Source organism: Nitrosospira multiformis ATCC 25196, from assembly GCF_000196355.1.
GTDB classification, from domain to species: Bacteria; Pseudomonadota; Gammaproteobacteria; order Burkholderiales; family Nitrosomonadaceae; genus Nitrosospira; species Nitrosospira multiformis.
Genome location: NC_007614.1, coordinates 1,661,540 through 1,674,119, shown reverse-complemented (window position 1 = coordinate 1,674,119; position 12,580 = coordinate 1,661,540). Strand labels below are relative to the sequence as shown.

At 50.6% G+C, this 12,580-nt stretch carries 12 protein-coding genes; all 12 read left to right on the top strand.

What is annotated here, in order from left to right; all coding sequences use genetic code 11:
- Positions 1–61 precede the first annotated feature (61 nt).
- The 12 genes from NMUL_RS07700 (at position 62) to NMUL_RS07645 (ending at position 12,532) form a co-directional block, all read left to right on the top strand.
- Complete coding sequence (locus NMUL_RS07700; RefSeq protein ID WP_041352464.1) at positions 62–283, top strand: hypothetical protein; 222 nt, start codon at positions 62–64, stop codon at positions 281–283.
- A gap of 6 nt (positions 284–289) precedes the next feature.
- Entirely contained in the window at positions 290–862 is a 573-nt protein-coding gene (locus NMUL_RS07695) for a terminase small subunit-like protein (RefSeq protein WP_011380800.1), read from the top strand.
- Between the two features lie 17 nt (positions 863–879).
- The gene (locus NMUL_RS07690; protein ID WP_011380799.1) at positions 880–2,133 is read left to right on the top strand and encodes a PBSX family phage terminase large subunit; all 1,254 of its coding nucleotides are present in this window, start codon (positions 880–882) and stop codon (positions 2,131–2,133) included.
- Positions 2,130–4,115, top strand: a complete 1,986-nt coding sequence (locus NMUL_RS07685) for a portal protein (RefSeq protein WP_011380798.1) — start codon at positions 2,130–2,132, stop codon at positions 4,113–4,115. The genes NMUL_RS07690 and NMUL_RS07685 overlap by 4 nt, the downstream gene beginning before the upstream one ends.
- A gap of 13 nt (positions 4,116–4,128) precedes the next feature.
- Entirely contained in the window at positions 4,129–4,704 is a 576-nt protein-coding gene (locus NMUL_RS07680; protein WP_011380797.1) for a hypothetical protein, read from the top strand.
- On the top strand, positions 4,705–6,276 hold the full coding sequence (locus NMUL_RS07675) for a right-handed parallel beta-helix repeat-containing protein (protein ID WP_011380796.1): 1,572 nt from the start codon (positions 4,705–4,707) through the stop codon (positions 6,274–6,276).
- A 499-nt stretch (positions 6,277–6,775) separates the two neighbouring features.
- Positions 6,776–7,654 carry a hypothetical protein gene (locus NMUL_RS07670; protein ID WP_011380795.1) on the top strand — a complete coding sequence of 293 codons (879 nt, stop codon included), beginning with the start codon at positions 6,776–6,778 and terminating at the stop codon, positions 7,652–7,654.
- Positions 7,654–8,391: a heparin lyase I family protein gene (locus tag NMUL_RS07665; protein ID WP_011380794.1), complete on the top strand. Its 738-nt coding sequence runs from the start codon at positions 7,654–7,656 to the stop codon at positions 8,389–8,391. Before NMUL_RS07670 ends, NMUL_RS07665 begins: the two co-directional genes overlap by 1 nt.
- Before the next feature lie 79 nt (positions 8,392–8,470).
- Positions 8,471–9,349, top strand: coding sequence for a hypothetical protein (locus NMUL_RS07660; protein ID WP_011380793.1), 879 nt, complete (start codon positions 8,471–8,473; stop codon positions 9,347–9,349).
- Positions 9,349–10,086 carry a heparin lyase I family protein gene (locus NMUL_RS07655; RefSeq protein WP_011380792.1) on the top strand — a complete coding sequence of 246 codons (738 nt, stop codon included), beginning with the start codon at positions 9,349–9,351 and terminating at the stop codon, positions 10,084–10,086. The genes NMUL_RS07660 and NMUL_RS07655 overlap by 1 nt, the downstream gene beginning before the upstream one ends.
- A 197-nt stretch (positions 10,087–10,283) precedes the next feature.
- Positions 10,284–11,246 carry a hypothetical protein gene (locus NMUL_RS07650; protein WP_011380791.1) on the top strand — a complete coding sequence of 321 codons (963 nt, stop codon included), beginning with the start codon at positions 10,284–10,286 and terminating at the stop codon, positions 11,244–11,246.
- Positions 11,247–11,260: 14 nt separating this feature from the next.
- The gene (locus NMUL_RS07645) at positions 11,261–12,532 is read left to right on the top strand and encodes a phage capsid family protein (protein ID WP_011380790.1); all 1,272 of its coding nucleotides are present in this window, start codon (positions 11,261–11,263) and stop codon (positions 12,530–12,532) included.
- Positions 12,533–12,580 lie beyond the last annotated feature (48 nt).

The following is a 12,580-nucleotide window of genomic DNA, read 5'->3' as shown; positions in this document are numbered from 1 at the left end:
CCTGCCAACCAACCTGGCGCTGGTTTTTGCGACTCTATTAACCGGTTGCGCGGGGAAGCCAGTGATTCAGACTCAGGTGATCGAGAAACCTGTTGCTGTTCCTTGTCTCGTTGACAGTCCGCCCGAGTGCAAATCAGCGTACGCGGTTGATCGCGTGTCAATCAAGGACGACCCCCTGACGATCAATAGAGCGCTGCGTGCGGAAATAGAAGAAAGATCGGCGTGTGAAGTCAAACTACTTGCCGCGTTGAGAGGATGCAAGAAGGGTATGAGGAGCATGTAAGAGGAAATGGAAAGGGAAGCGCTGATAAAGCCGGGCACTTGTAAATTTGTGGGTGAAGTATCCAGCGAGGAAGCAGAAAAAGGTGCAGTAAGCGTAGAGCCTGCGAGTCCGAAAAAGAGCAGTCGAGCCATAAAGAGGCGTGAAGCACTTGACGCGATCTTCGCTGGCATTTCACTTGGAAAATCGGCTCGTGCGATGTGCGTGGAGGTCGGTATCAGCCAGAGGGTTTTATGGAATTGGCTGGCGAGTGATGAAGAACTCATGCGCCAATATCAACGCGCCAAGGAGCTTTGCGTGGATGCCTATGCGGAGGAAATCATCGAAATTTCAGACGAGGGATCGAGAGATACGTATGTGGATGAAAAGGGACGGGAGGTCATAAACCGGGAAGTTATTGCGCGTGCTCAATTGCGCATCGATGCCCGCAAATGGTATGCCGCAAGACTTGCACCAAGGAAATATGGCGACAAATTACCTGTTACCAACGAAGGCGCCGATGCCAGGAAAGCCGCGCATAACATCGCGATAGCTTTTGTCGCTCCGGAAGATAGAGGCAATGAGCCAAATGTATCATCGTAAATGGCGGCTCAAGTGCTATGACTTCCCATAGAGCTGAATTTCCGATAAAGCTCAGGTTTCTGTTTGAGCCGGCACGTTACAAAATCTTATACGGGGGAAGGGGGGGTGCAAAAAGCTGGGGTGTTGCCAGGGCATTGTTGATTCAGGCGGCTGCAACTCCATTGCGTATTTTATGCGTACGAGAGTTTCAGAATTCTATCGTCGAATCCGTGCATCATTTATTGAAAGCACAGATAGAAGCCATCGGCTTAAATTCATTTTACGAGGTGCACAATAACGTTATACGGGGAATAAACGGTTCCGAGTTCATCTTTGCCGGTCTGCATAGCAACGTAACCAGGATCAAGTCGTTTGAAGGTGTGGATAGAGTCTGGGTGGAAGAAGCCCAGACAGTGAGCAAGACAAGTTGGGATACGCTTATTCCGACCATTCGTAAAGAGGGGTCGGAAATCTGGGTGACCTACAATCCTGAACTCAATACTGACGAGACTCATCAGCGATTTGTAGTCAATCCCCCTGCGGGCGCTGTCGTCGTAAAAATCAATTGGAATGACAACCCGTGGTTTCCGGAGATACTGCGACGGGAGAAGGATGGACTGAAAGCGCGTGATCCGGATGCTTACCAGAATGTATGGGAAGGGAATTGTAGGGTAACCCTGGAGGGAGCGGTATATGCGAAGGAGCTTCGATTGGCGCAGGAAGAAGGAAGGATACGAAGCGTGCCATATGATGAGGCAAAGCCGGTCCACACCTTCTTCGATCTTGGTTGGGCAGACAACACCAGCATCTGGTTTGCGCAGACTGTTGGCAACGAACTCAGATTGATCGATTACTACAGTAATAGCCAGATGCCAATTCAGCATTATATCGGAGTGCTGCAAAACAAAGGGTATATGTATGGTACAGACTGGTTGCCGCACGATGCCAGAGCGCGAACGTTGGCAACCGGGCGCAGCGTGGAGGAAATTATGCTTGCGGCGGGAAGAAAGGTAAGAATCGTGCCAAATCTCTCCATTCATGATGGTATCAACGCGGCGAGAACCATCTTTCCACGTTGCTATTTTGATGAACAGAATTGTGCAGAAGGCCTGCAGAGCCTGAGACATTATCGATTTGATGTCGATCGTGATTCCGGTCAATTCAGCGCAAGGCCCTTACATGATTATCACAGCCATGCAGCCGATGCCTTTCGCTATTTTGCCATGGCAATCGAGGAGGATAAACCGGCGGCGAGTGCGCGAGGTATTAATATGAAAGGTTGGCGGGCATGACTGAGGCAGGTGTTACGGCAGATATTTCGATTGAGGCTTACGACAAAATATGCCGCGATATTCGGGATCAACCGAAGTGGCGGTCGGACTCGGACACGGACTGTGATTATTACGACGGCGCACAGACCAGCTCGGAGGTGATCGGACGACTGAAGATGGCCGGTATCCCGCCCCAGGATTCCAATCTGATCAAACCGACGATCAACGCGGTATTGGGATTGGAAGCGCGTAGCCGAACGGATTACAGGGTGACGGCGGATGATGAGAGTCAGGCAGAAATTGCGGAAGGTCTTTCCGCAAAAATCAAGGAGGCCGAAACCGAGTCACGCGCTGACCGGGCCATGTCAGACGCGTATTCCAGCATGATTCGGGCGGGCATTGGTTGGGTAGAAATATCCCGGGAATTTGATGCGCTCAAATATCCATATCGTGTCCGGGAGGTGCACCGCAACGAAATTTATTGGGACTGGAGTTCAAGGGAGCCGGATTTGTCCGATGCGCGATATTTGCGACGCGATAAGTGGATAGACCGGCTTCAGGCCGCCCTCATGTTCCCCGACCGGGCGGAAATCATTGCAAATAGCTGGAAGGGGTGGAATGGGACTGACGTGTATGAAGGTTATGATAACGGCTTGGCGCGAGCATATGAAATCGAGCAGGCATGGAATCGCACCCAGGAAGATTACCTGAACCGGAACTCGGGTATGGTCAGGCTCTCCGAGTTGTGGTATCGGCATTTCGAGGATGCATACGTCCTGGTATTGACCGATGGAAAGATAATCGAATACCGCGAGGATAACCCATACCATCAGGCAGCGGTTGCCCAAGGTCTCGTGCAGGTCCAGAAATCGGTTCTCACCAGGATGCGGGTCTCGATCTGGTTGGGGCCGCATAAACTCATGGATGTTCCGAGTCCATTACCCCATTCAGATTTTCCATATGTTCCATTCTGGTGCTTTCGCAAGGATAGGAGTCGAGCTCCCTACGGATTGATTCGTGACATGCGGGGACCGCAGGATCAGATTATCGATCTGGATATTCTTCTCTATGAAGTCCTCAATTCGGTAAAAGTCGAAGTGGACAATGATGCGCTTGATCTCAGCCAGAATTCCTATCAGGAGGTGGCGAATAATATAAGCAGTCTGCGCTCGATGACCATCCTCAACTCTCAGCGAAGGAATACCAGTGGCTTCAGGGTAATACGCGAGCACCAGCTTGCCGCTCAAGTGTTTCAGCTCGTGCAGGAACGCAAGCGCAGGATCGAGGAAGTGGGCGGAATCTACCGCACTATGCTGGGAGCGCATACCTCAGCAAGCAGCGGTGTGGCGATCAACAGTCTCGTGGAACAGGGGTCGACCGTGTTGGCGGAGCCCAATGATAATTTTCGACATGCTCGCCGACTTGTTGGCCAGCAACTTCTTGCGCTGATCAAGGAGGACCTGATTGGAAGACCCGCGCAAATTACAGTCCAGCAAGGTAATAAACCAAAGGTGGTTTATTTCAATCGCCAGTTGGATGACGGGTTGGTACACAACGACATTGCTTCTGCAATGGTCAAAGTCGTGCTTGAGGATATTCCTGCTACTCCGACATTTCGCGCGCAGCAGTTGCAAGCTATGTCGCAAATCGTACAAGCCGCGCCCCCTCGGTTTCAGGCCGTACTTTATCCGGTAATGCTCGAGCTGTCCAATGTCCCGAACCGGCATGAGTTGGCCCATCAATTAAGGCAAGTGGCAGGCATTGACGATAATTCCCCGTTTCAGGCTTTGCAGCAGCAAGTGCAGCAGATGATACAGGAGGCGCAAGGGCGGATTGGGGAGTTGCAGCAGAGATTGGGGGAGGCTGAGCTGCAGCTTAAGGCATGCGGACTTGACTTGAAAGCGCGTGCGCAGGCGCATAAAGAGGATATGGATGATGCTAAATTCCGTCTGGAGGCGGAGAAGATTGCTGATTGTCAGATAGGTAACGCATTATCCGCATAAAAGGAGTAACAAGATGATTCGGTTTCTGAATGATGAAACTGTGGCGGGATACAGATACGGTAAGGGCGCAATTTCCAGGTTTGATGATGTGACTGAGGCGATTTTGATCGCTCAAGGTGATGCCGAAGATTATCCGGCAGTTACTAAGCCGGTAGAGGTACTGGCGAGTTCGGCTGTGGCTGCCTCATGCGCCTTGACGGCGACGGATGAGGTTTTGGGGTCGTTTACCGTTCATGGGGGAATCATCGGCGTCAACAGCATCCTCCAGATCGAGCCGGTGTGGACATTCAGCAGTAGCGCGAACAACAAGATTCTGAAAGTCAGGGTTGACGGTGTGACAGTTTACGGTGCCACCCGCACGATGTCTGTCAAAGAAGCGCCGCTCATCGTTCTGGCAAATCGTAATTCCCTGACGGCGCAAATACAACCTTACGACAATGCGTACGTAACGGCAGGATCGGATACTCCAGCAACTTACACTATTAACTTTGCAAACAGTGTCACGTTCGATATTACCGGACAGAGAGCAAGCAATGGCGATGCGCTTAAACTCGAATACTATCGAGTGCTGCATTTCGTGGGGGATTAAATGGCGGAGTGGTTCATTCGTCCTGACACATCACACAGCGGAACGCGCAACGGGCAGTCTTATGATTTTGCCTGGGGAGGCTGGTCCGAGATTGTTTGGGGCACTTCAGGAGTAAATACCGGAGACACTTTATACATCTGTGGAGCGCACACATATACTTCAGTTATTGCGCTAGGCAATGTTACTGGCGTCACTATCAGGGGGAACCACTCATCTGAGTCTGGATCGCTTTCTTTTAGGGGCAACAATATCTATTTCAATGTAAATCGTTCTTCAATAACCGTTGAGGCACTGACAATTACATCTCAAAACAGATGCATTGTGCCTAGTGGAACTCCCCAGACCGGTCTTGTAATTAAAAACTGTACCTTCTACGGTTCGTCCTTCCCGTGCATCGAATTTTTCTCGATAAACACTTGGAGCTGGATCAATACCACAATAGATGGCAACACGTTCAATGGCGGAGTTGGCGGAGGTGCCGGAGCGGCAATTAGCTGGTGGCCGCAAAGTGGGATTAATACATATATCGAGAACCTTAAAATTACGAACAATACCTTCACTGGATGTTCGGCCCAGCAGGGAGTGATTGTGCTTCTCGCCAGCACAAACGCATTAGGAACAGAATTAAATCCGTCCAATGTTCATATATACGATCTCGACATCCATAGAAACACATTTACCAATTGCGGCGGCGCTGCGATCAAGGCGTATGTCCCCAAAACTGGTCGTAACAAGGGTGTGAAGATTTATGGGAATAAGATAAATAATCAAACTAGAGTAGGCGATCTTGGCGGGGGGATTGTCGTGGGGGGATTCATTCAAACAGATACCTCAGACTTTGGTCAGAATGTAATCGAAAATAATATAGCGGACGGCCTGCAGGGTACAACCGGGTTTGCCAATATTATGTATGGAAGCTATATCATAAGGCACAACTCTGCGAAGAACATCTCTTCAGTTATCTACGATGGCTGTGGTCTTCTGTTTGACCACGGAGCAGACGGATGTCTCGCCTATGGTAACTACCTTGAAAACTTGGTGGGCCCCGCTAATTTCACAGCCGGAGCCGGAATTGGAATCATCTATGAGGCTACCAACATCACTTGCTACGGGAATGTCATAAAGAATTGTCACATGGGAGTTTTTTACGGAAACCAGACTCCTGGGCGGGTGAGCAACATCTTCAATAACACATTCATAAATTGTGACCTAGCGGCGATATACGGGAATCCAACAACCTTTCCCGCTGATTCCAATTTTTGCAAAAACAACATATTCACAGCCAAAGATCTTGGGGCGTTTGATATTCGGTATGACTCGGGAGCTTGGAACCGAGAATCAAACAACGTATTTTTTGGCTTCAAATCAGGAACCCAAGCTTTAAATGCTTCCAGTCTCAATGTAAACCCGGGCCTCGATCCCAATTATCGCCCCCACTCTTCAAAAGTAAAACGGGCTGGAGCTTATCTTGGAGGCAAGGATTATTACGGAAAACAGTTTTATAACACTCCCAATATTGGGGCAGTGGAAGACGTAACGAACACTCCGCGTTATACATTGAGATATAGATAGAGATCGAACCAAACAATCAATCAAGAGCCACCGCCTCTGGAAACATTGGCGGTTTTTTTTTGCTTTCATACGAATGCTAGTGGCAATAATGTAGTAGTAATCCCTGAAACCCCTGGATAACGCAATTCTTGTGCTGTTCAGGGGTTTCTTTTTTCAATCCTGCTAAGGCAGGCCTCACTGTTAAGCATTTGGATGAAAGATGGAAGTAGATCAGCTTACGGATGAGCAAATTGTAAACCTTCAGCGGAACAAATCGAGATATCGGAAAGCGATCCGGGCAAGCTTTTGGAGGTACTAGCCAGGCAGGAAGCACCGGAGGAAGAGGGAAAGGAGAAATCCCCCGATGTGAAGGATGCCATGCTTAGCAAGGAGAGCGACGATGAAGGTGACGATGAGCCTGTCATTCTGAACAAAAGTGGCAAGGGAACTGTTCCCTATATAAACAAAGGCGTTTCGGGTAGAGAACCATTTAATATTTGGATAAACGGAAAGGGCAAATATGATTCGATTTCTGGGCAACACAACTTTATCAGGATATCTTTACGGGAAGGGAACTGTTGCATCCTTCGATAAAAGTGTTGAGGACATTCTGATAACACTGGAGAGTGCTGAAGCTTACGATCCCGACGGATTCCATCCTTATTACCACTTTCACGGCTTCGCGGGAAACCAGGTTGCAGATGACGAGAAATTTTACGATCTGACAGGAATAAACCATGCTTCGCGGGGCGTGAACCTGTCGGTCGCGCAACTCTGGACGCCGAATTCCGGCTATGCGTCCACGGTTGACCCGGCAACTGGCGCAACCGATTCCGTATTGCGCATTCCCAATCTGAACTATGACTATGCAGGTGGCGAGAAGCTGATTATCTGGTGGCTTGGCAAGGTTACGGCAGAAACAATCCCCGCCCGGATGATGGGCGATGGTTACGGTACGTCCCCGGGACAGGGAGGCATTCGTATCGCATTATATACAAACGGACGTGTCGGTTTCGTACTGTCGGGTGCCACCGAAGTTTACTCTTCAAATGGGCACAAGAGCATTTCCGGCGGCTTGCACAGTTTTGGCATAGCCATAAGCGGGGGTGGGCAGGGGGGGCAGCACGGCATATGGGTGGACGAGGAGTATTCACTCTCTGAAGGCTCATATACTCCGCTAACCGGCGGGATAGATACACGCAATTCCAACACCTTCAATATCGGCACATCGTACCCTGCGCCTGCCAGATCCAGTTCGGGCATCGCAACGGCTACGAGGGCTTTGGTAATACTCAGGCTGCCCGCCAGCTATCCCATGCCCTCCGTGGGAACCCTGACGAGTGTTTTTCAGCAGCTTCGCTCGAATCCGGGCAATCCCATTTTGAGGAGCGCGTTCTGATGACTCAGTTATTCAATTTTCCTCTCGATGTCGATTTCGCCGGTACGTATTTACAGGCAAATGGCGTCGAGGGCCCGGGAAATAAGATGCTGAGCGGAATTTCCGATCGACTTGAGATCATAAACGGAGCAGCCAGAACAACGTTGTACGGTACGGACCGGCAAACAAACTACGGCTATAGAACCGAAATACAGCTCGGAACATTCCCTAATTCCGGCGAATGCTGGTCCTCGGTAGATTTCATGATCGATCCTTCATGGACCACAAACAATTTCTCGGGACTTGGATCGTGGTATCCGACACCAGACCCAGGCGAAGAATTGACTGTCAAGCACGTCAATATCGGTTTGCGTCTCGTGAATAGAGATACGCTCTTTGTGAATGTCCCTGCAGCGGTATTGCCTGCTGTAAGTAGTACGGGCAAGACAGTTGCAATTGCCAAGATACAACAAGGACGGTGGCATAATGTAACAATCAGAGTAAATCTGCAAACAACTGCTGTTGGGTGGCGCGAGGTTTATCTGGACCGCGTGAAGATTTTCGGGGAATACAACGTGCCCACGGCTTATGAGGACGCGACTGGTCCCAGCTTCAAGATGGGACCGAGAACGCTCGTCCAGGATTATGACAAGGTGAGAATGTGGGTACGGAACGCCAGGCAATGGACTGGCAATGAAAGTTTCTCGACGGTGATGAGGGAAGCGCCAGTGTCGCCCTCGAGAATGCTGCGGCAATAATGTTTCAATCGCACTCTATTGAGCCGCCTCTGGAAACAGGGGCGGCTTTTTTATTTGGATAAACAGAAAGGGCAAATATATGATTCGATTTCTGGGCAACACAACTTTATCAGGATATCTTTACGGGAAGGGAACTGTTGCATCCTTCGATAAAAGTGTTGAGGACATTCTGATAACACTGGAGAGTGCTGAAGCTTACGATCCCGACGGATTCCATCCTTATTACCACTTTCACGGCTTCACGGGAAAGCAGGTTGCAGACGACGAGAAATTTTACGATCTGACAGGAATAAACCATGCTTCGCGGGGCGTGAACCTGTCGGTCGCGCAACTCTGGACGCCGAATTCCGGCTATGCGTCCACGGTTGACCCGGCAACTGGCGCAACCGATTCCGTATTGCGCATTCCCAATCTGAACTATGACTATGCAGGTGGCGAGAAGCTGATTATCTGGTGGCTTGGCAAGGTTACGGCAGAAACAATCCCTACCCCGATGATGGGCGATGGTTATGGTACGTCTCCAGGACAACGGGGGATTAACATTTTACTGCAAACAAATGGACGTGTCGGTTTCGTACTGTCAGGTGCCACCGAAGTTTACTCTTCAAATGGGCACAAGAGCATTTCCGGCGGCTTGCACAGTTTTGGCATAGCCATAAGCGGGGGTGGGCAGGGGGGGCAGCACGGCATATGGGTGGACGAGGAGTATTCACTCTCTGAAGGCTCATATACTCCGCTAACCGGCGGGATAGATACACGCAATTCCAACACCTTCAATATCGGCACATCGTACCCTGCGCCTGCCAGATCCAGTTCGGGCATCGCAACGGCTACGAGGGCTTTGGTAATACTCAGGCTGCCCGCCAGCTATCCCATGCCCTCCGTGAAAACTCTGACGAGTGTTTTTCAGCAGCTTCGCTCGAATCCGGGCAATCCCATTTTGAGGAGCGCGTTCTGATGACTCAGTTATTCAATTTTCCTCTCGATGTCGATTTCGCCGGTACGTATTTACAGGCAAATGGCGTCGAGGGGCCCGGAAATAAGATGCTTGACGGAATGAGGGATCGTATCGAGATTGTGGATAGAGCGGCACGCCTGACCCTGTACGGCCCAGATACAGAAACAAATTTCGGTCACAGAACCGAAGTCAGTTTTCCTGCATTTCCTAATTCCGGCGAATGCTGGTCCTCGCTGGATTTCATGATCGATCCTTCATGGACCACAAACAATTTCTCGGGACTTGGATCGTGGTATCCGACACCAGACCCAGGCGAAGAATTGACTGTCAAGCACGTCAATATCGGTTTGCGCATTGTCGACCAGGAAACGCTTTTTGTGGCCGTCCCCGCGACTACGCTTCCGGCAGTAACTTCAACCGGAAGGATTGTAGCAGCAAGGAAGGTGGAAAAAGGCAAGTGGCATAACGTCACGATTCGCGCAAATCTACAAACAAACGCTACCGGCTGGCGCGAGGTTTATCTGGACCGCATGAAGATTTTCGGGGAATACAACGTGCCCACGGCTTATGAGGACGCAACTGGTCCTTACTTCAAGGTGGGGCCAAGAACGCTTACTCAGGACTATGACATGGTGAGAATGTGGGTGCGGAACGCCAGGCAATGGACTGGCAACGAAAGTTTTCCGGCGGTTATGGGGGAAGTGCCAGTGTCGCCCTTAAAAATGCTGCAGAAATAATGTTTCAATCGGACTCTATCGAGCCGCCTCTGGAAACAGTGGCGGTTTTTTACTGGCTTTCATGCGAACGCTAGCGGCAGTATTGCAGTAGTAGTCCTGGAAACCTCTGATCAATGCACTTCTTGTGTTGTTCAGGGGTTTTTTTGAACCCTGCTCAAGGCAGGCCCGCTCACTGGGTTAAGTAGTTTGGAGGAAAGATGAAAGTGGATCAGCTTACGGATGAGCAAATCGCAAATCTTACGCCGGAACAAATCGAAATATTGGAAAGCGACCCGAACAAGCTTGCAGAAATTCTAGGCAGGCAGGAAGCATCTGAGGAAAAGGAAACGGAGAAATCCAGCTCCCCCGTTAACGACGACATGCCCGGCAAGGCGGGCGGGGATAAAAGTGAAGATGAGCCTGTCGTTCTGAATAAAAGCGGCAAGGGGACCATTCCCTACCAGAAGCACAAGGAATTGCGGGTAGAGAACTCGGCGCTGCGTGAGCAGCTAAAATCCGCCCAAGGCAAACTCGATGAATTCCTGATACGGAAAGAGGAAGCAAAGGAAGTAGAGACCGGTGCGCTGGATGAAAAACTCAAGATACATCTGGAGGCTCTGAAAGAAGAAATGCCTCAACTTCATCAGGTACTCAGCGCGCTGCTTGAGGGAAGCCGGAAGCAAGGCGAAAAGCTGGAGCAAACACTGCGGGAGTTGGAGCGCGAAAAAGAGGAATCCGAGCGCAGAAACCAGCTGAGTACTGCAGAGCAAGTCGCAGAGGCAAAAGACAATAATCCTGATCTCGCGCATTGGGAAAGTAATGACGCTGACGCGTGGGAAGAAGCACTCAAGCAGGATGAAATTCTGAGAACCAATACAAAGTGGGCAGGAAAGCCTTATGCGGAACGGTTCCAGGAGGTTGTCCGGCGTGTCAGGGCAATCATGCCCGAGGCCTCCACTCCAAAAAAGAAACCCGATCCGGGAATGATGAAAGCGGATTTGCAAGCCAAGCTTGAGGCAGCCCCGGTGAGGAAGCCTGTAACTCTATCGGATATTCAGGGTGGAGCAAATCCAGCCTCTGAACGTGAGCAACTTGAGAGTCTGAGCCCATTTGAACTTGCTCAGAAGCTGATGAAGATGCCCACGCATCAGGCGGCAGCCCTGAGAGCCGAACTTGATTAAGGATTATTGATTAAATGGCTGAAACAAACGTAGCAAGCGGAAGTTCACTGGCAGTCAAACATTATAGCGCGGCGCTCTTCGCCAACACGCTCAAAGGATCCACAGCGATTGACAGTCTTGTGGGCCCGGTCGAGCCTTCAGTAGCAATGCAGAAAATTGCCGGTCAAACAAATCCGGGCATGCCTATCGTGCGAATCGATAATTTAATGAAAAGTGCTGGCGATGTCGTATCGCTCGATCTGGTCGATACGGTGGGCGGTGAACCATTGATGGGCGACGTCAATCGTGAAGGACGGGGCAGCGCGCTTTCGTTTTCCTCGATGGAGATCAAGATCGATCTATCCAGTAAGGTTATCGATGCCGGTGGCAGCATGTCGCAGCAACGCACCAAGCATCAGTTGCGGGAAATTGCCCTGGCGCAATTGTCAGGTTATTTCCCCCGTCTCGACGCTCAGGAAACCCTGGTGCATCTTGCAGGAGCACGCGGTTCGCAAACCGGTTCGGACTGGACAGTACCGCTTCAAAGCGCGCCGAACTTCAGTTCCATCATGGTGAATCCCGTGAAGGCCCCTACCTATAATCGTCATTTTGTAGTGAACGGCGCCAATCTGACTTCAGGGGGACAGCAGTTGGGATCCGTCGTTTCAACGGACGCCCTGCGCTTGTCGCATCTGGATCTGCTGCGGAAGAGGCTTGATGACATGGATCAGCCATTGCAATCCGTCAAACTGGCAGGGGACCGAGCCGCTCAGACTTCCAAGATGTGGGTATTTCTCGCCACACCCAATCAGTATTCGCTCCTTTTGACCGAAGGTTCGTTACGTGCTTTCCAGCAGAATGCCATCAATCGGGCGGCATATTTTGACGAGCGCCACCCCCTGTTTGCCGGTGAGGTTGGGATGTGGAATGGCATTCTGGTGATCAAGAATGAGCGTGCGATCCGTTTTATGCCTGGGGAAAGCACAAAGATAGTCACCGCAGCAAACGCGACAACTGCCACAGAAACCGATCAGGCTGTCAATGGAGCGTTGACTGCCGGGTACGCGATCGAGCGCGGATTATTATTAGGCGCACAAGCACTGGGGGTCGCTTATGGCAAAACCAGGGTCAGCGGAATGCAGTTCGGATGGAAGGAGCATTGGTATAACTTTGAAAGTAACCTGGAAGTGATGGGTGAGAAGGTTTGCGGCAAAGCGAAAACCCGTTTCTCTATCGACGATGGAACAGGTTTCAGGGTACCCACCGACTTTGGTGTGATTGCGGTTGACTCGGCTGTGCCGCTTTAATCCCTTTTAACCAGTTTGATACAGTGAAAGCGGAGTTTTAATGCCCGC